This is a genomic window from Halobacillus karajensis, from assembly GCF_900108515.1.
Taxonomy (GTDB): Bacteria; Bacillota; Bacilli; order Bacillales; family Halobacillaceae; genus Halobacillus; species Halobacillus karajensis.
The window spans coordinates 81,998-100,842 of record NZ_FNWW01000011.1 but is presented as its reverse complement, the minus strand read 5'-3'; the positions used below and the strand labels follow the sequence as shown (position 1 = coordinate 100,842).

Genomic DNA, 18,845 nt, shown 5'->3' with positions numbered 1-18,845 from the left:
ATTTGCACACCGAATGTGCTTGTTTAAAATCTCTTCTATATAAGAAGAAATGTTTGACGTACTGGTTGGTTCGTTCAGTTTTCAAAGATCAAATGAATCATGGTGGGCCTGAGTGGACTTGAACCACCGACCTCACGCTTATCAGGCGTGCGCTCTGACCAACTGAGCTACAGGCCCCGATGTTGTTCAATAATGGAGCGGGTGAAGGGAATCGAACCCTCGTCATCAGCTTGGAAGGCTGAGGTTTTACCATTAAACTACACCCGCAAATATTTCTTGTTGTAATGCTTGAATCTCGATGGTCGGGAAGACAGGATTCGAACCTGCGACCCCTTGGTCCCAAACCAAGTGCTCTACCAAGCTGAGCTACTTCCCGTTAAATGGCGCGCCCGAGAGGAGTCGAACCCCTAACCTTCTGATCCGTAGTCAGACGCTCTATCCAATTGAGCTACGGGCGCATTTGAAGCGACAATTACTAGTATATCACATTTTGTTTACCGACGCAAGAACTTTTTTATAAAAGTTGGTGCGGCCGAGAGGACTTGAACCTCCACGGGATTACCTCCCACTAGGCCCTCAACCTAGCGCGTCTGCCGATTCCGCCACGACCGCAAATGGAATTGCTTTTCAATAACAACCGGATGCTGATCATGATAATTGGATAATGCGGGTGGAGGGACTTGAACCCCCACGCCGTGAAGCACTAGATCCTAAATCTAGCGTGTCTGCCAATTCCACCACACCCGCATAATAAATGGTGAGCCATGAAGGATTCGAACCTTCGACCCTCTGATTAAAAGTCAGATGCTCTACCAACTGAGCTAATGGCTCATTCAAGGAATCTATAACACTTAAATGATCATGATGTTTTTACAAGCACAAGAAACATCATATAACTTTATTTTATTTTTGTCAACCTTTTTCTCAAAGAAAAATGGCTGGGCCAGCTGGATTCGAACCAGCGCATGACGGTACCAAAAACCGTTGCCTTACCGCTTGGCTATGGCCCAACGATGGCGGTCCGGACGGGACTCGAACCCGCGACCTCCTGCGTGACAGGCAGGCATTCTAACCAACTGAACTACCGGACCTATGAAAGTTTAAGTGACCCGTACGGGATTCGAACCCGTGTTACCGCCGTGAAAGGGCGGTGTCTTAACCACTTGACCAACGGGCCTAAATGATAATGGCGGAGAAGGAGGGATTTGAACCCTCGCGCCGCTTACGCGACCTACACCCTTAGCAGGGGCGCCTCTTCAGCCACTTGAGTACTTCTCCATGAATGGCTCCAACGGTAGGATTCGAACCTACGACCGATCGGTTAACAGCCGATTGCTCTACCACTGAGCTACGTTGGAATAAAAATATGTGGTTTGTTGACGCTCATCAGCGACGATTAATATCTTATAATATTTTGTCCATATTGTCAAACCTTTTTTTAAAAACATTGTGGTTTTTGAAAAAATGATGACTCGTTTTGTTAGGACTTAATTAATTTAACATGTGCAGGAGGTGACGTCAACGGGGAATTTACTTCTTTTTTAAACTCCCTTTACATTTCCCACAACGATACCGCTTCGTATCTACTCTTCTTTTGCGCTTGTATGACTGACCGCATTTTGCACAAACATAGTGATGTAGTCTTTCTCGCTGTTGCGAGGGTAAAGGTGAACAATGACGCGGAGATCCTGTTTTTTTCAATAGGGCTTTAAATTCAGGGTCGCGATGACTAAAGCCTTTCCCTTCTATATGAAGATGATAATGGCACAGTTCATGCTTAATGATCCCTTCCAATTCAGCACCATCCAATTCTACTACATACTTTGGATTAATTTCAATCACTTTTTTTGAAGGTATGTATCTGCCTCCTGTTGTTCTAAGGCGAGAATTGAAGTATACCTCATGCATAAAGGGCTTGTCAAAATATTTTTTCGATAATTTGTCTGTCCAATCTTGCAGCTCATCTTCTGTCAAGGTTTTCACAGGAACGCCTCCCTTGTCCTTTGCATACTGTATCATAAGAATCTAAACGCTTTATATGAAGGAGTTGACTTCTTATGCCGTCCTGGTTGAAAAATCAAATGGCAAAAGCCTTCTTTAATAAAGATAAGTACCAGATTAAAATGCTAAACCAATGCTGGTATTATTATCAACACCTTTATAAATAAAACTACCTGGAAGTATGCCTCCCAGGCAGCTCTGTTTTATTATTTATGGACCATAGTCAAGGCTATGCGCTGTTTCTGTACATCTACTTGATCTACCCAAACGGTTACGACATCACCAACGGAGACCACGTCCATCGGATGTTTTACAAATTTATCAGCAAGCTTAGAGATATGGACGAGCCCATCCTGCTTCACACCTATATCTACAAATGCCCCAAAGTCGACAACATTTCGGACCGTTCCTTCGAGCTCCATCCCCTGTTCTAAATCTTCCATTGAAAGAACATTCGTCTTAAGCAATGGCTTAGGAAGATCATCCCTTGGATCTCTTCCTGGCTGCGCTAGGGATTTTACAATATCTTGTAAGGTCAGCTCTCCAACTCCAAGCTGTTCGGCAACCGACGTTGTCTTCATTTTATTGATGTCTTCAGCTAATTGTTCCCTTCCGATATCTTCACTGGTATAACCGAGCATTTTCAAAAGCTCCCGGGTGGATTTATAACTCTCTGGATGAATAGGCGTACGATCAAGCGGTTCTTGTCCATCCAGGATTCTCAAAAAGCCGATACTTTGCTCAAATGTTTTTGCTCCTAGACGAGGGATATCCTTCAATTCTGAACGCTTAGTAAATTTTCCTAACTCTTCCCGTTTTTTCACGATATTGTTCGCTACGGTTTTACTAAGTCCTGACACGTATTGAAGAAGGGAAGAGGAAGCTGTATTTACGTTAACCCCAACCTGGTTTACTGCTGTTTCTACGATAAACGTCAGCGATTCATTCAATTTCTTCTGTGTGACATCATGCTGGTACTGACCGACACCGATTGACTTTGGATCAATCTTAACTAACTCCGCCAATGGATCCTGTACTCGACGTGCGATTGATACAGCACTTCTTTCTTCTACCTGTAAATCCGGAAATTCTTCACGAGCAAGTTTGGAAGCTGAATACACACTGGCTCCTGCCTCATTTACAATCATATAAGAAGCTTCCACCTTGTGTTTTTGAATCATATCTGCAATAAATTGTTCCGTTTCTCTGGAAGCTGTGCCATTTCCAATCGCCATCAGTTCAATCTCATACTTGTCCATAAAACGAAGGATTTTTTCCTCGGCACCAGCTGTATCATTCCTAGGGGCTGTCGGGTAAATAACGCCAATGTCCAGTACCTTTCCTGTTTCATCCACCACGGCTAGCTTGCAGCCCGTCCGATAAGCCGGGTCGATCCCAAGGACCACTTTCCCCTTTAACGGCGGTTGAAGTAGAAGGTTACGAAGATTACTGGAGAAGACTTCGATGGCCTGTTCCTCCGCTTGTTCAGATAACGAGCCGCGTATCTCCCTTTCTACAGAAGGTTGAATAAGACGCTTATAACTGTCCTGGATTGCCTCTTCTAGAATGGAACGAACTTTTCCTATCGTTGTCTTCTGGATAGCGTTTCTGTCCAAGTACTGGAGAATAGCTTCTTCAGGGGGCTGGACAGAAACTTTGATCACTTCTTCTTTTTCTCCACGATTAAGGGCAAGCACTCGATGGGAAGCAATAGTACGTACAGGCTCCTGATAATCGTAGTACATTTCGAAAACGCCTTTCTCATCTTTCTCTGCTTTCTTTTCAGATGAGGAGATAACCCCTTTGTCAAAGGTTTGCTTTCGGATTTTCTCTCGATATGTAGGGTCATCAGAGATCCATTCGGCGATAATATCATTCACACCAGCCTTAACATCCTCGATAGATGTCAATTCTTGTTCATCGGAGAAATAGCTTTCAGCTTCTGTATCAAAATCCAGCTGATCTTGTTCCCACACTTTAAGAGCGAGCGGCTCTAAGCCTTTTTCCTTTGCTATGGTTGCTCTTGTACGGCGTTTCTGTTTGTAGGGGCGGTATAGATCTTCAATCTTCTGCAGCTTTTCAGCAGACTCGATTTGGTTACGTAAATCGTCTGTCAGCTTCCCTTGTTCATCAATGAGACGGATCACTTCTTCTTTCCGTTGCAATAAATTGGTTACATAGTTCCACTGATCTTCGATTTCCTTAATTTGCACCTCATCTAAACCGCCGGTCAATTCTTTCCGATAACGGGCGATAAAGGGAACGGTATTGCCTTCGTTGAGCAACTCAATCACTTGTTCAACGGTTTTATCTTTCAATTTCGTTTGCTTAGACACGAGGGTAAGTAACTCGGGATTTTGTTTCATTTCACTCAAAAAAATGACCTCCTTCAATGACGTCTCTTCCATTGTATCAAATAATAGTTGGCATTACCTGATGGCTTTTAGTTATATCGGGCATCGCAACAAAGGAAAACGTACCGGCTTCCAATGCCCACTCTATACGTCCCCAACGCCAAAATTTAAACCCCCTCACTTTTCCCTTGTTAAAGGAGTGAGGGGGTTTACTCATACTCTATAGCGATGAGTGTCGTATCATCATCACGAGACTGACCATAAAGGTCCTTATAATGTTCAGTGATTTGTTCAACGCCTTTGGATCGGGTAAACTTCGAAGACAGACGACGATCATTTACTCCGTCCGAAAACATTAAAAATACCATCCCTTTCTGTACTTTCCCGTGAGTAATTCTGAGAGAACGTGGATAACCTGACAAGTAGCCCGCTAAGGGGATATTCCGATTCCGCACCCCGTCTGGATCCACGGTGATTACACCAATGTTTCCAATGGAAGAATAAGAATACGTGAGCGCATTAAAGTCTATTCTAAGTATTCCAAGAACAACTCCACGCTTTCCTACTAATACCTCATTGCATTTTTTGACGAGTGGTTCTACAGTCAATTCCGGATTCTCTTCTATGACCTCCATCACAGCCTTCGATGACTCACGTGCCATTTCACCACTCCCAAGTCCATCGGCAAGGGCACAGAGAAACGCATTATCCGTCTCCTTATAGAAATAGCTGTCACCGCAATAATAATTCCCTTTTTTGGCTTTTTGGAAAACAGATAGATTCACCCGTTTATTCTCCTTTTCCACTAGAATACCTCAACAGATTCAGACTGTAAGGCTTCTCTTAACTTCCGCAGTGCTCTTCTTTGCAAGCGGGATACATGCATTTGGGAAATGCCGAGCCGTTCACCGGTATCTTTTTGGCTCATGTTTTCAAAATAAGTGCATTGTAAGATTTCCTGTTCCCGCTCACTTAAAATAGGGAGAATCTTTTCTAACAGCATCTTCTGATCAATATCCGAATACCCATCTTCCTGGTTACCAATTAAGTCAAGAATCGTCACAGTACTGCCATCAGAGTCTGCCTCAATTTTACGGTCTACAGAAAGCGCCTTATAGCTTTTGCCCATTTCCATTGTTTCCAGGACATCTTCTTCGGACACTTCCAGTTCATTTGCAATTTCTTTTACAGATGGAGAGCGTTGTAACGAATTCGTAAGTTCTTCGGACACTTTTTTAATTTTCGGTCCAAGTTCCTTAATTCTGCGGGGAACATGCACGCTCCATGTTTTATCACGTATGAAGCGCTTGATCTCCCCGATAATGGTTGGAATGGCAAACGATTCAAAAGACTTTCCGAAGTCAGGATCATATCTACGAATCGCTGCCAATAGTCCCAGCATTCCGACTTGGACTAAATCTTCATGAATGGTACTGTTTTTTGAGTATTTACGAGCAATGGATTCTACAAGATCCTTATAAACAAGAACAACCTTCTCCTGCACTGCTTCATCTCTTGGGTTTTCTTGTAGGTAGGCGATCCATTCGTAAACTTCCTCATTGTGGTGTTGTGATTTGGTCGCCATCTTGACCCACCCCAGTTTCATGGAGATATTTTGTCATAAGGACAATGACTCCATATTTACTATTAATCTCAACTTTATCCATTAGAGCATCAATGAGAAACAGGCCAAAACCACCTTCGCGAAGTTCTTCAATATCGTCATCTTGTTTATAAGGCCCGATATCCTCTTTTACTTCCCCTAGGTTGAAGCTTCCGCCATGGTCAGCGACCATCACCTCCAGCCTATCTTGATAAATTCCAAAGCCGATCGTGATTTCACCTTCACCTGTTTCTTGATACGCGTGCTTTACAGCATTTGTAATCGCTTCTGAGATCGCTACTTTCAAATCCTCAATATCTTCATAAGTGAACCCCATACGGTTTGCTATGCCTGAAGTGCTCAGCCGGACGACACCAATGTAATCTGCTTTAGCCGGCACCTTCACTTCAACAAAATCAAATGGTTCCATCTTTACATTCCACCTTGCACTGTAGACTCGATGTTCATGATTTCCGTTAAACCTGTAATCTTAAATAGGCGGTAAACACGGTCCTGCATATGGACGAGACGCATCGTCGCACCATGCTCCTTCGTCGATTTCAAAGCACTGATAAATACCCCTAGTCCAGTGGAGTCCATGTAATTGACATCTTGAAAATCCACTTCCACAACATGACCTTGTTCTTTTGTTAGCGGAAGTAATGTATCTTTTAATTTTGGTGCTGTAAACGCATCGACTTCCCCTGTCAGCACAACATTCGAAACACCTTCATTATTGGTTACATCTATAGATAAATTCATAATTCCCCTCCCAATGATTCAAAAAAGTGAGCTACACGGTTATTACCCTTCGCAAATAACCCTTAAACATTTCTCCTCAAAATAATAAGTGTAAAATCATCTCTCAGTTGGAAATCCTGCAAACGTTCAAAGTGCTTATACACTTGATCGACGATTCCTTGCGCGGGTAAATGGGAATACTGCTTAATCACGTGTAAGATTTCTTCCTGATCGATAAAACGGTCGCCTTGTCGACACTCCGTCACCCCATCGGTCAGAAGAATAATCATGTCCCCTTTTTCTACTCTTTTTTCATATTGCTTATAAGAGACTTCAGGAGATACCCCAAGGACAAGTCCTGGTACATCGATTTCTTCGAATTCATCACGATCCTTATAATAATAAAAACCGGGTTCATGTCCGGCCGATGAATAAGTGAACGTATGATCATTCGAGTTGTATAAACCATAGAACATCGTAATGAACATACTTGCGTCAACGTTCCGCTCAACCACACGGTTCAAATTGCCCAAAATGACACTTGGGTCAGTTCTAATCCCTGAAAAGCTGTCCATGGAATATTTAATCATAGACATACACAGGGCTGCCGGAACGCCTTTACCAATGACATCTGCCACCGCGATACCGAGGTTGCCTTTTCCGTCCTCAACAAAATGGTGATAATCTCCGTTCATCTGTTTGGCAGGTACACTTAAAGCCCCGACATCTATATCAGAAAGATCCGGCTTAACAGTAGACAATAATGTTTTTTGCATGTTTGCTGCTACAGAAATCTCGGATTTCAGCTCTAACTGCTTTTCTCTCAAAGTCTGAAACTCCTGGTAGGCTAAACCGTAGGAAATCATGGTTTCCAAAAGAAAGTTCATCGATGACTGAATATACTCCGGCATATCCGGGTATATTTCTTGTAGTGATTGAATGTGAACGTTGATGATCTCTTCAGGCGATATATTCTGCTGCATCGAATGTTTACTGAATTGTTCCGCTTGATAAAGAGCTTGTTCATCTTTCGTTTTTATATACTCTTGTAGTAGTTCTTTATAGTTTTCTAAGTCTAGCTTCAATGTACTCATCGCTTATACCTCCTTTAACGGAGCCATTTGACAACGCTGATTTCTGTACCTTCCTCTTCTGTCGATACGATATCAAAGCTGTCCATTAACCGCTTCACACCCGGCAGCCCTGCTCCAAGCCCTCCGGATGTCGTAAATCCATCTTCCATGACTTGGCTAATATCCTGAATTCCGGGTCCGTCATCTGTTGCTACAATTCTTATTCCCTTTTTGTTCATATCTTCGAGCGCTTCAAAGCACACCTTACCTGTACCCGCATATAAATAAATGTTTCGAGCTAATTCAGAAATGGTAGTGGCAATCCTTGCTTGATCGACCGTCCCAAAACCGATCTTTCTGGATATATCCCGCCCCAGTTGCCGCGCCCCGACAATATCCCATTCCTTTTTGATATTGACACAGGATTGGAAGTCCATACTCACTCCTCCAATTCCTGACGAAGTTTAATCAACCCTTGTTCTAAATCTAGCGCTGTCGGGACATCTTGCAGGTGAATGCCTAAGTCAATTAAAGTCATTGCCACAGCCGGTTGAATACCCGTTAAAACGACCTTGGCCCCCATCAAATCTGACATGGTCACAACGTCCCCCAGCACTTTGGCGATAAAGGAATCAATAATATCAACGGATGTCAAATCAATGACGACACCTGTCGCCCCGCTTTCATGAATCTTACTTAAGAGATCTTCCTGAAACTGGATGGCCGTCTGGTCATCCAAGTCGATCTGGATGGAAATGAGCAAATAGTTATGAAGCTTTAAAATAGGTATCCTCATGTTTTCACTCCCTATCTAGCGAATCAATCAGTTGTTCAATATCTTCATCATTATTCTGAACATCTTCAATGCGTCTATTGGTCAACTCCAGTGCAGTTTGGAATCCTTTTCTCAATGAACTTTTCGTAGGGAACTTCCCTAAATCAATCCCAAGGTTCACGATGGTTTGAGCAATCTCAGGGCGTATTCCGACCAATATGCACCGGGAGCCAACCAGTCTTACCGCTTCTGCAGCTTGAATAATATGATGAGCAACCATTGTATCAACAACCGGAACACCGGTAATATCAATCAGAACAACTTCCGCATTATGCTTGATTACTCCATCGAGAAGGTTCTCCATAATGAGCTTTGCTCTCTCCGTATCGATGGTACCAATCAGTGGCATGATTGTGATGTTCTCCATTACTGGAATTAATGGGGCTGACAATTCCTGTAAGGCTACTCTCTGCAAGGAAACAATGTGCTCCCAGCTTCCGGAATACTCATTGACCAAGCGGTTAATGATAGGATCCACCCATCCATCCACTTGTCTTAATACTTTAGAGAAGTAGTCGGAATCAATTTTATCAGACTGCTTCAAAATATAGTCTGTCACCACACGGCGAAAAATCTGCATCCCATCCGTCAAATAGCTTAACGGCCATCCTAAGTTGATCAAGCGTTCAGAAAAATTATCAAGATCAGAAGACAATCCTTGCTTTTCAATGCTTGAGAAAATAACGTTCACAAACTCACGGTTCGTGCTTTCAAACATCTCATCTGAAATCGTGGATGTATAATCATTCTTTTTGTGAGCATTGACTTCCTCCAGCCACATTTTCACAATATCATCGCTGTGTTCCAATACTATATTTTTTAATCTTTCATCCATTTATCTAAACCTCCACCTTATAACCTCACATTTGGATATAATGTTATCAGAAACGATTCGACATTTACACCGTTTCCCCTCTAAGATCTAACCTTTGCCAAAATAGGCGAAATTCGATCATTTCGGTTTCCCCGCTTCAGGGAATTTCACAAAATTCCACATCGTTTTTATAAAAAACACGCCATCATCAATACCCTATCTACCACTATTATAAACCACATGAACCAAAAAAAATAAAGTTACCTGGAAAAGGTAACTTTACTCCATTTACGATGTGAGATTTGATCAAAAGTCGATTAAACCGAGACTGATCTGCAGAGCCTTATTCACTTGCTGCATCATCGGTTCATCGAGTTGAGTGATCTTATCGGTCAAACGCTGCTTGTCAATTGTTCTGATTTGTTCCAGTAGGATCACAGAGTTTCGCTCGAACCCGTATTTTTCTGCATTGATTTCTACATGCGTTGGAAGTTTGGCTTTTTGTATTTGCGCTGTAATCGCGGCAACGATCACGGTAGGGCTAAAACGATTACCAATATCATTTTGAAGGACGAGTACAGGACGAACCCCGCCTTGTTCAGATCCCACAACCGGGGACAAATCAGCGAAATAAACGTCACCTCGTTTGACTATCACTGGCTTCACACCCCGCTCACTAGTTGCTCCAGGGTGTGTTCTGCCTCCTCTTCAGCTTGAAACGCTTCTGAAGCGATGTTTAAATTGATTTTCGCCATTTCCATGTAGCCTCTACGCATGGATTCTCTTATATGACGTTGTTTCTTTTCACGCAAATACATTTTCGTTGCTTGACACATGAAATCGCTCCGATCACTGTTATCGAGTTGAATGAAGCCATCCACTTCATTGAGTAGGTTATCCGGAATCCGGATGACAATCTCCTGCATGCTATCGGACAAAACCATACACCTCCACCATCTTCTCTCAAAAGAAACCAGTCAATTAGTCCACTCTAATCTTATCAAACGGGAGTGTCCATTGCAAAGGAGTGTTGGAATTTTTTCGTGAAATATGAAAGCTTTTATCTTAACATAGGGAGAATTGTCCGAAACCGAGAAGCCCTTCTCACAACAAAGAATTCCTGACCTCTACCGTTCTCCCACCTTCTTGAAAAACTCTCGGCACCCTTTGGCTGATCATGCAGGGAATCTCATAATTAATGGTATCGAGATGTTCCGCTACGTCATCGGCTGAAATTTCCTGATCCCCTTGTTTACCAATTAAGGTAACCTTTGTCCCTATAGGATATTCCTGATCAAGCCGAATCATGAATTGATCCATGCAAATTCTTCCGACAATCGGGTGGCGTTTACCGTCGATAAGGACGTCCATCCCTTGCATCTTACGAATCCAGCCATCGGCGTAACCTAGCGGGATTGTACCGATCCATTCCTCTGTTTCCGTCTTATATACAGCCCCATAGCTAATCGATTCTCCTGCGTTCATTTTTTTTATATGAACCAGTCGGCTTGTAAGGGAAAAAGCTGGTTTCAGATCGATCGGCTTCCTCTTTTTAACATATGAGGAAGGATACAGCCCATACATACTGATTCCATACCGGACAAAGTGATCCATTCGTTCAGGCACCTGCATGCTTGTCGCACTATTACTTGTATGAACTTCGATATCTTCTGCCCAATTCCTTTTAAAATAAGAAAACATTTCGTTCCAACGCGTCTGCTGCTTATCAAAATAACCCCTATCCTCTTCGTCAGCTGTTGCAAAGTGAGTGAATAATGCTTCCAGTTTGAACTTTGGATCCTTACGAAGAACAGCAAGAATCTCTTCCATCTCATCAATAGAGCGTACACCTAGGCGCCCCATCCCCGTATCAATTTTCAAATGGAATTTCAAAGTCTCTTTAAACGAAAGATTCGCGGCCTCCATCAACCATTCTTTTTGGAAAACCGTTAAAGCAATATTGTACTCGGCTGCAACAACCGCATCCTTAGGACGTGTCCACCCCATGACTAAGATAGGAGCTTTTATCCCTGCATTTCTTAATTTAAGAGCTTCATCAAGGAGGGCGACAGCAAGGGATTTGGCCCCAGCTTTTAGTGCTGCCCTGGCCACTTGGACATCTCCATGGCCATATGCGTCTGCTTTGACGACAGCGCAAACTTCTGTCCCTTGTTTCAAGTGTTCTTTCAATTGTTGTATATTATACGCAATGGCTGTTAAGTCAATTTCTGCAATGGAGTCTCTATAGTAATTTTCAAATGACAACTTGCCGGCTCCTCTCTCCGATAGTTCCTTTTATTATTGAATGAGAGAAAGAGCGTGTCAAATCGAGAAGAGCCGAAGAATCTCACCTGAGCCCAGGACTTCATTCGATGATCGCGTGAATAGAACCCGAGAACCCCCAACAAAACTACCTTTATATAAAAAAGCGGATCACGATAAATCCATATAGAAGACGGACCAAAAAATAAAGCAGACCGTTAAGCCTGCTCCTTCCATGGTTATTTCGACATTGTGCCGTTATTAATCGAACTTGCAACAGCAACCATTTCGTCTTGTGTCAATTCATTACTCGCCAGTTGATAGGTGGTTCCATTATGGTTCCACTCCAGGCGGTTGTGTTCATAAGCTGCAAAAACACCATCCCACAGCTGAACAGGATCTCCGTTCACCTGCACAGAATATTGAGCACTTGCCGCTTGTACTTCCGCTTTTTCCTGAACTAATGTAAAGTTCTTATCTCCTGAATAATTCATGATGACACGTTTTCCATCTTCTGTTTTCACTTCACGCTCGTCCGCCAATTCCGCACCAAACGTTTCCTGTGGGTAAAGAACTTCGGCCAGTTCCTCGCCTTCCATGTTCGCAACAGGAGCTTCGCTAGTATCCATGGCCATATTCTTGTCGACATCAAAATCTTCTTTCTTCATCGAGTCATCTTTCGAGAAGTTGGCGAATTGCACTTCGACTAATGCATTCATATCCTGATCAAATACTTTCACCATTACAGGGTGGTAGGACTTCTTATCAAAATAAATTTCCTGGTATGGCAGGGATTTATTATTTTGATAATTCGTCTTCGTCTTGAACACAAAGTAGTTTTCAGAAGCGCTGAATTCCGCTTCAGAATCAGCCTTAATATCATTTAAGAGAGAAGCATACAAATAGGGTTGACTCGTATTCTGCGGCCATTCACTCTGAAACTTGAAGCTTTTGTTCAAAGCCGGCGTCAATACATAGACCCCACTATCGTTCTTCAAAATGATCTGGCTTCCTTTCTCATCCTTATCGTTCTGAAGCTTCACGCGGTAAAAATCCTCTTTCTTATGCCACACTTGAATGTTGTATTTCTGTTCCTCTTTACCTGTACTCATCTTCATATTCGCTTCCGTCTTATAACCAGCCATTTCTTCTGACTGTTTTTCAAGCTTCTTGACAACATCTTCTTTCGACTGTGAGCCACAAGCAGTCAAAGCACCTAAGACGAACAGGCTGAACAACAGGATCAGAAAACGTCTTTGCATAAGACTCAACTCCTTTGTCTCTACTTAAGGACAAAGGGAACGTAATGATATGGATGAAGAAGATAATGTACGAAATGTCCGGGATAAACCTTCAATAACGTCAGAGGCGAGTAGGTCCACCTTCGAATGTCCGTCCTGAACGAGTAGATCGGCTGTAAATCCATGAAGCACACAACCGTTGCTGAGCGCATCCATCAGACAATCTGTCTGCATCATCATACTGAGCAGAATGCCTGAAAGCACATCTCCACTTCCACCTTTGGCGAGACCGGAATTTCCGGAAACATCCACCCGCTGTTCTCCATCAGGTCCGGTAATGATTGTAGATGGTCCCTTTAAAACAAGGTAGACCCCATACCTTTCAGCAAAATCCTTCGAATGAGAAAAAGGAGATTGCAAGATTTCTCCGATTGACAGGCCGGTCAGATGGGCAAATTCGCCAGGGTGTGGTGTCAAAACTGTAGGGATCTCCCTTTGTTTCAATGCATCCAGTGAGTTTTTCAAAAGATACAAACCATCGGCATCAATCAACAGAGGGGTTTTACTTTCACAGACCAATCGCTCGATCCATTCTCCCCTTAGAGATTCTCGACCCATCCCCATCCCGACAGCCACACCATCATAACCTGACACATCAGGAACTTGTCCCCCTCCTTCTACAAAAGTGGCTTCTTGGATAAAAGGAGAGATAGAAGAAATCGCGCCAGGGTCTGTCGATATCGCAATTAGACCAGCACCACTCCGCAATGCTGCTCGTGCGGTCATAGCGACAGAGCCCGGCATTTGCCTGGAACCTCCAATGACCAACCCTTTACCGTGTGACCCTTTATGAGAATAGGCATCGCGATTCGTCAACGTCTTTTTTACATCCGCTATCTCCCACAACCTCCGCCTATGATCAGGTAGCTGTTTGACAGGAAGACCGATCTCGACAACAGACCATTTTCCATAAAACGGCTGGGCATGTTGCAGGAAAAGACTCAGCTTAGGCGCTTCAATGATCGAGGTATAATGAGCTTCAAATGCTTCAAAGTCCTTTTCCCCTTCATCTGCCGGCACCCCGGTTGGTAGATCTACAGCCAGCCTCATGACTGCTTTCTCGTTGCAAAGACGAACAATGTCGGCATAAGGCTCTCTCAGCCGTCCTTTCACTCCGATTCCAAGCATCGCATCAATGCAAACATCCGCGCGACATAGAGAAGTATTCAAGTCTTCCAAACTTTTCAATCGTCTATATGGGTGACCAGAAGCTTGGAATATCCTCTTATGCGCTTCCGCATCCCCTGTGATCTTAGCGTCCGGAACGACTTGCCAAGCCTCCACATCGTACCCGAGGTTCAACAATGTTCTAGCAATGACAAACCCATCACCGCCATTATTGCCAGCACCAATCAGGACGACAATTCTGTGCTCCTTATGAATGTGGGCCAGCAGATCATATGTGACTGCTCTGCCTGCATTCTCCATGAGCCATTTCCCTTCTAATCCAGCAACTTCCAAGGCTGTTTGATCCCGTTCGTACATTTCTTGTGCGGTAACAATATCCAATTCGTTCCCTCCTACCCGCATTACCAATGTTATGAGACAACCTATGTAATTATGTCTGCCCTCTATATACCTCTCTAGCACTCTTCTAAAACGACTTGTGCAATAGCATGATCGGTACTGTGGCTGATAGACACCCACAGCTGCTCGTTTTCATATCCTTTGGCAGACATTACAGGCGCACCCGTTGTTTCATTTGATAAAATTTCAACGTCATGGAAACCCAGCTCCCCAATTCCTGTTCCTGTCGCTTTAGCAAAAGCTTCTTTCGCTGCAAATCGGCCAGCCAAGTACTCCACTTTTCTCTTTTCACTCAATGTTTCATAACGATCATGCTCACGTTGGGTCAATATTCGTTGAACAAAACGTTCCTTACGCTTTATACTTTGTTTAATACGACCCAATTCAATAATATCGACACCAATGCCCTTAATCACGATTCATCTTCCTTTTCTATAACAATCTATGAATAGTATACCCCAATCTTTTCAACGTAAAAAAGAATACAAAGAAGAGATTCGCATTACATTAAATAAAAGGTATGATCCTCAGGCCTCATCTACAAAAATAAACCCATGCCGTTACAGCAGCGATGGGTGTTATATTAACCGGGATTCTCAACAGACAGTTAAAGCATCTCTTTTTCCTTTTCCTGCGTTGGAAAGCCTTTAATTTTATTAAATACCATAAATGTTCATGAAAAAAGGAGACACCATTATGTTTGTACGTACAGAAAACTTTAGAGAGTTCATAAGGTTCTATCCGATTGTCTCATTTCTCGTTGGCCTCCATTTCGCCTTATGGTTGCTGATGGATTTCGTGCAGCTCGGAATCTTCGTTGAATTGAAACAATGGGGGACAGGGATGAACGTATTGATATTAAATGGGGAGTACTGGCGTCTTGTCACACCAATCTTTTTACATGGGGATTTTGCTCACGCCTTATTCAATTCATTCTCCCTTGTGTTATTTGGCCCCGCACTTGAACAAATGCTTGGAAAGATAAAGTTTATATGGATGTATATATTCGCAGGAATCGTAGGGAATTTAGGAACATTCGTTGTGGATCCCGATGCCTATTATTGGCACCTGGGAGCCTCCGGCGCTATTTTTGGAATCTTTGGTGTGTATTTATTTATGGTGATGAACCGGAAACAATTGATTGATACAGCCAATTCCCAAATCATCCTCGCCATCTTTGCCATCGGTTTATTCATGACATTTGCCCGTCCAAATATTAATATATACGGGCACTTATTCGGTCTTATCGGCGGATTCGCTATAGCACCTGTGATTTTAAGGAATGCCCGCCCTTTTTCCTTATGGCAGATTCGTACCCGGCATTCACGTCCAGATCGTGAGGATATCTCCTTTGATCCAAATCGATGGAAAAATCGACCATACAGCAAAAAGAAGACAGGCAAATACATTCTTTGGGGCATCATCATCTTCCTTGCTCTTTTCGCCCTGGCAAACCGAATGTAAGAGAAAGCATAGGCCCTTCACTACAAAAGCACAAGCGCCTTACGGTCTTAAAACCTAACCTCGAAGGGAAGCTGAATGAACACAGTATAGGAAGTTCCCCATAATGAAAGATTTTATAATACCCAAGAAAAAAAGATCAGCTCCTCTTCCATGAGGGCTGATCTTTTTTAATAGGATCTACTATTTAGCTGCGGCCTTTGTTCTGGTAACTGCCGCGCTTCCCTCCGCCTTTTCCGTTAAAGTTGCGGTTGCGGGATTTGTTTTTGTTATTGAAATTGCGCTTGCCGCCTTTGCGGTAGCCACCTTTTTTCTTATTCTTGTCACGCTGAGCGTTCTTCACACTGATCGGTTGAACATGAGACAAACGAACAGGGACTTCGCTGCGCTCTTTTGTCATCATTTTCAGCGCTGCTGCCACAAGTTCTGTAGAATCGTACTGCTCAAGAAGCTCATTTGCTGCTTGGTTGTAGTTCGTCAAGTCATTGTTCGAAATCGTTTCCGCCAACTTCTCAACAGCAACCTTTTGCTGACCGCGTGCTGCTTCTTCTGATGAAGGTACTTTCAGACGCTCCACTTTTTTCTTCGTGATTTTTTCGATCAAATACAGCTGATCTTTTTCACGTGGAGTGATAAAGGAAATGGATTTTCCTTTACGTCCAGCACGGCCTGTACGACCAATACGGTGAACGTAGCTCTCAGGATCCTGCGGGATGTCGAAGTTGTACACGTGTGAGACATCAGAGATGTCTAAACCACGTGCGGCCACGTCTGTAGCAACAAGAATTTCAATACGTCCGCGCTTGAACTTATTCAAAGTAGACATACGTTTTCCTTGTGTTAAGTCACCATGAATGCCCTCGGCACTGAAACCGCGTGCTTGAAGCCCGTCTGCCACTTCATCCACCCGACGCTTCGTACGACCGAAAACAATCGCCAGAGCTGGATCATGGATATCCAGTAGGCGTGTTAGTGTATCAAACTTATGCTTTTCAGGAATTTCAACGAAGAATTGCTCAATGTTCTCCACTGTCATTTCCTTCGCTTTAACTTTCACTTCTTCCGGGTTGTTCATCAAAGTAGTTGCAATATCGCGGATTTCTTTAGGCATCGTTGCAGAGAAAAGCAACGTCTGCCGCTCTTCCGGCAGGGCTTTAAGAATATCACGGATATCATCGATGAATCCCATGTTCAGCATTTCATCCGCTTCATCAAGAACAGCTGTGTGAACGTCTTGCAAATTGATCGTTTTACGGCGGATGTGGTCGAGTAAACGGCCAGGCGTAGCCACGACGATATGGTTGTTTTTCAGTGCACGGATTTGGCGCTCCATGTTAGACCCACCGTATATCGGAAGGACACGGACACCTTTTCCTTTACCCAGGCGATTGAGCTCTTCTGCTACTTGAATAGCCAGTTCCCTTGTCGGGGCGATGACAAGTCCTTGAACGGCTTTCACTTGTTTATTAATTTTTTCAAGCATCGGAATACCGAATGCAGCCGTCTTCCCTGTACCTGTCTGAGCTTGCCCAATCACGTCTTTCCCTTCTAACCCTAGAGGGATCGTTTGTTCTTGTATTGGTGTTGTTTCTTCAAAACCCATAATGTCTAATGATTTTAGGATAGGCTTTGATAATCCTAGTGATTGAAATGTTGTCACAGTAATTTCATACTCCTTTATTGTTTAAATCTTCTACCTATATACATGTAAAAAAAGCCTTCTGCCACAGGAAACGGAAGAGGCTTCTCTGGTATCTGCCTGATAGATTCATTCATCATAACACATATAACATAGTTAATTCTACACATTTCGTCTGTGCTTTTCAAACGTAATAATGATAAAATGAGTGAAAACTGACGTATACCAAAGGAGGGCTCGCTTGGAAAAGCCTTCAATTCCACCCTATATAATTTTGTTTATCGGTGTCCTTTCCATTTCCACCTCAGCAATTTTCGTAAAGCTGGCAGGAAACACGCCTGCTGCTATGATTGCCTTTTATCGGTTAGCAATAGCGGTCACGATTATGGCTCCTTATGTAGTATGGAGACATTTCGATGAAATAAAACAAACGAAAAAGAAAGATTGGATTCTCGCTATTTTCTCAGGGATCTTCCTCGCTTTCCACTTTATTTTGTGGTTCGAGTCATTACATTATACCACCGTTGCAAGCTCAGTTGTGCTTGTTTCTCTCCAGCCTATTTTTGCCTTCATGGGCACCTATATCTTTTTTAAAGAAAAGTTTACGATCGGTGCCATTCTCAGCCTTATCATTACCATTACAGGCAGTGTCATTATTGGGTGGGGAGACTTCCAAATGGACAGCAGTGCTTTATTCGGTGATTTCCTTGCCCTTCTTGGGGCGGTGACGGTTACAGGGTATTTCCTCCTTGGTCAAAATTTACGGCAGAGACAATCCATTATGACTTATACATTCATCGCCTATGGGATGGCGGCAATCACCCTCCTTCTTTATAATTTAATCATTGGAAACTCTTTTTCGGGGTATACCGGTGATCAATGGCTCACCTTTTTAGGCCTAGCCATTATTCCGACCTTTTTTGGCCACACACTCTTTAACTGGACATTGAAGTGGCTGAGCGCTTCGACGATTTCTATGGCTGTCCTCGTAGAGCCCATAGGTGCTTCCATTTTGGCCTATTGGATTTTGGATGAAATCATTACATGGACACAGTGGCTTGGAGGATCGATCATTCTATTCGGCTTGATGATGTTCATTTTAAGTACAACGAAGAAATTAAAACCTAAATTCACACATGAGTCTAATGGTCCGTAGATGTGGGGCGTCTGATATAATAAGAAAAGCTAAAATACTTTTTCGGATATAACCCACCGGCGTCTGAAAGTACGATGA

General features: G+C 43.2%; 20 protein-coding genes and 12 tRNA genes. 3 read left to right on the top strand and 29 right to left on the bottom strand.

Going from position 1 to position 18,845, the window contains the following annotated elements:
* Positions 1-100 precede the first annotated feature (100 nt).
* The 13 genes from BLW54_RS17870 to BLW54_RS17810 all read right to left on the bottom strand — a co-directional run bounded on the left by BLW54_RS17870 (position 101) and on the right by BLW54_RS17810 (position 1,983).
* A tRNA-Ile gene (locus BLW54_RS17870) sits at positions 101-177 on the bottom strand.
* A 16-nt stretch (positions 178-193) separates the two neighbouring features.
* Positions 194-267: transfer RNA gene (locus BLW54_RS17865), tRNA-Gly, on the bottom strand.
* Positions 268-299: 32 nt separating this feature from the next.
* Positions 300-376: transfer RNA gene (locus tag BLW54_RS17860), tRNA-Pro, on the bottom strand.
* 5 nt (positions 377-381) lie between these two features.
* A tRNA-Arg gene (locus BLW54_RS17855) sits at positions 382-458 on the bottom strand.
* Between the two features lie 66 nt (positions 459-524).
* Positions 525-612, bottom strand: a tRNA-Leu gene (locus BLW54_RS17850).
* Between the two features lie 53 nt (positions 613-665).
* A tRNA-Leu gene (locus BLW54_RS17845) sits at positions 666-747 on the bottom strand.
* 8 nt (positions 748-755) lie between these two features.
* Positions 756-831: transfer RNA gene (locus tag BLW54_RS17840), tRNA-Lys, on the bottom strand.
* 104 nt (positions 832-935) lie between these two features.
* Positions 936-1,010, bottom strand: a tRNA-Gln gene (locus BLW54_RS17835).
* A 4-nt stretch (positions 1,011-1,014) separates the two neighbouring features.
* Positions 1,015-1,091 (bottom strand) — tRNA-Asp (locus tag BLW54_RS17830).
* A gap of 14 nt (positions 1,092-1,105) precedes the next feature.
* Positions 1,106-1,177, bottom strand: a tRNA-Glu gene (locus BLW54_RS17825).
* A 10-nt stretch (positions 1,178-1,187) separates the two neighbouring features.
* A tRNA-Ser gene (locus BLW54_RS17820) sits at positions 1,188-1,278 on the bottom strand.
* Positions 1,279-1,283: 5 nt separating this feature from the next.
* Positions 1,284-1,358, bottom strand: a tRNA-Asn gene (locus tag BLW54_RS17815).
* Between the two features lie 172 nt (positions 1,359-1,530).
* Positions 1,531-1,983, bottom strand: coding sequence for a SprT family protein (locus BLW54_RS17810; RefSeq protein WP_035511132.1), 453 nt, complete (start codon positions 1,981-1,983; stop codon positions 1,531-1,533).
* A 74-nt stretch (positions 1,984-2,057) separates the two neighbouring features.
* Here BLW54_RS17810 and cmpA point away from each other — a divergent pair, with 74 nt between their 5' ends.
* Positions 2,058-2,168 carry a cortex morphogenetic protein CmpA gene (gene cmpA / locus BLW54_RS20515; RefSeq protein WP_139254216.1) on the top strand — a complete coding sequence of 37 codons (111 nt, stop codon included), beginning with the start codon at positions 2,058-2,060 and terminating at the stop codon, positions 2,166-2,168.
* Positions 2,169-2,207: 39 nt separating this feature from the next.
* On the opposite strand, the gene BLW54_RS17805 is transcribed toward cmpA, so the two are convergent.
* The 15 genes from BLW54_RS17805 to acpS all read right to left on the bottom strand — a co-directional run bounded on the left by BLW54_RS17805 (position 2,208) and on the right by acpS (position 14,927).
* The gene (locus tag BLW54_RS17805) at positions 2,208-4,367 is read right to left on the bottom strand and encodes a Tex family protein (protein ID WP_035511327.1); all 2,160 of its coding nucleotides are present in this window, start codon (positions 4,365-4,367) and stop codon (positions 2,208-2,210) included.
* A 197-nt stretch (positions 4,368-4,564) separates the two neighbouring features.
* A complete protein-coding gene (locus BLW54_RS17800) occupies positions 4,565-5,140 on the bottom strand; it encodes a SpoIIE family protein phosphatase (RefSeq protein WP_081867105.1) in 576 nt (191 codons plus the stop codon).
* Positions 5,141-5,160: 20 nt separating this feature from the next.
* Positions 5,161-5,940 carry an RNA polymerase sigma factor SigB gene (sigB, locus tag BLW54_RS17795; RefSeq protein WP_035511136.1) on the bottom strand — a complete coding sequence of 260 codons (780 nt, stop codon included), beginning with the start codon at positions 5,938-5,940 and terminating at the stop codon, positions 5,161-5,163.
* Entirely contained in the window at positions 5,912-6,388 is a 477-nt protein-coding gene (gene rsbW, locus BLW54_RS17790) for an anti-sigma B factor RsbW (RefSeq protein WP_035511139.1), read from the bottom strand. The genes sigB and rsbW overlap by 29 nt, the downstream gene beginning before the upstream one ends.
* Positions 6,389-6,390: 2 nt before the next feature.
* Positions 6,391-6,720 (bottom strand): STAS domain-containing protein, encoded by a 330-nt coding sequence (locus tag BLW54_RS17785; RefSeq protein ID WP_074736102.1) that lies wholly within the window; start codon positions 6,718-6,720, stop codon positions 6,391-6,393.
* Between the two features lie 62 nt (positions 6,721-6,782).
* Positions 6,783-7,793 (bottom strand): PP2C family protein-serine/threonine phosphatase, encoded by a 1,011-nt coding sequence (locus BLW54_RS17780; RefSeq protein ID WP_035511144.1) that lies wholly within the window; start codon positions 7,791-7,793, stop codon positions 6,783-6,785.
* A gap of 14 nt (positions 7,794-7,807) precedes the next feature.
* The gene (locus BLW54_RS17775) at positions 7,808-8,209 is read right to left on the bottom strand and encodes an anti-sigma regulatory factor (protein ID WP_035511147.1); all 402 of its coding nucleotides are present in this window, start codon (positions 8,207-8,209) and stop codon (positions 7,808-7,810) included.
* 2 nt (positions 8,210-8,211) lie between these two features.
* A complete protein-coding gene (locus BLW54_RS17770) occupies positions 8,212-8,568 on the bottom strand; it encodes an STAS domain-containing protein (RefSeq protein ID WP_008632953.1) in 357 nt (118 codons plus the stop codon).
* Between the two features lie 4 nt (positions 8,569-8,572).
* Positions 8,573-9,442, bottom strand: a complete 870-nt coding sequence (rsbRA, locus tag BLW54_RS17765) for an RsbT co-antagonist protein RsbRA (protein ID WP_035511151.1) — start codon at positions 9,440-9,442, stop codon at positions 8,573-8,575.
* A gap of 285 nt (positions 9,443-9,727) precedes the next feature.
* A complete protein-coding gene (locus BLW54_RS17760; protein ID WP_035511328.1) occupies positions 9,728-10,078 on the bottom strand; it encodes a type II toxin-antitoxin system PemK/MazF family toxin in 351 nt (116 codons plus the stop codon).
* Between the two features lie 5 nt (positions 10,079-10,083).
* A complete protein-coding gene (locus tag BLW54_RS17755) occupies positions 10,084-10,365 on the bottom strand; it encodes a CopG family ribbon-helix-helix protein (RefSeq protein WP_027956786.1) in 282 nt (93 codons plus the stop codon).
* A 160-nt stretch (positions 10,366-10,525) separates the two neighbouring features.
* On the bottom strand, positions 10,526-11,686 hold the full coding sequence (alr, locus tag BLW54_RS17750) for an alanine racemase (RefSeq protein ID WP_035511156.1): 1,161 nt from the start codon (positions 11,684-11,686) through the stop codon (positions 10,526-10,528).
* A 236-nt stretch (positions 11,687-11,922) separates the two neighbouring features.
* On the bottom strand, positions 11,923-12,945 hold the full coding sequence (locus BLW54_RS17745; RefSeq protein ID WP_035511158.1) for a LolA family protein: 1,023 nt from the start codon (positions 12,943-12,945) through the stop codon (positions 11,923-11,925).
* A 24-nt stretch (positions 12,946-12,969) separates the two neighbouring features.
* Positions 12,970-14,493 (bottom strand): NAD(P)H-hydrate dehydratase, encoded by a 1,524-nt coding sequence (locus BLW54_RS17740; protein ID WP_035511159.1) that lies wholly within the window; start codon positions 14,491-14,493, stop codon positions 12,970-12,972.
* Between the two features lie 74 nt (positions 14,494-14,567).
* Positions 14,568-14,927 carry a holo-ACP synthase gene (gene acpS / locus BLW54_RS17735; protein WP_035511162.1) on the bottom strand — a complete coding sequence of 120 codons (360 nt, stop codon included), beginning with the start codon at positions 14,925-14,927 and terminating at the stop codon, positions 14,568-14,570.
* Positions 14,928-15,207: 280 nt separating this feature from the next.
* Between acpS and BLW54_RS17730 the strand changes: the two genes are divergently transcribed.
* Positions 15,208-15,975, top strand: a complete 768-nt coding sequence (locus BLW54_RS17730) for a rhomboid family intramembrane serine protease (protein WP_035511164.1) — start codon at positions 15,208-15,210, stop codon at positions 15,973-15,975.
* 184 nt (positions 15,976-16,159) lie between these two features.
* Here the strand turns inward: BLW54_RS17730 and cshA are convergent, their stop codons facing one another.
* Positions 16,160-17,632 (bottom strand): degradosome RNA helicase CshA, encoded by a 1,473-nt coding sequence (gene cshA / locus BLW54_RS17725; protein WP_035511166.1) that lies wholly within the window; start codon positions 17,630-17,632, stop codon positions 16,160-16,162.
* A gap of 220 nt (positions 17,633-17,852) precedes the next feature.
* On the opposite strand from cshA, the gene BLW54_RS17720 reads away from it, so the two are divergent.
* Complete coding sequence (locus BLW54_RS17720) at positions 17,853-18,767, top strand: DMT family transporter (protein WP_074736100.1); 915 nt, start codon at positions 17,853-17,855, stop codon at positions 18,765-18,767.
* Positions 18,768-18,845: the final 78 nt, after the last annotated feature.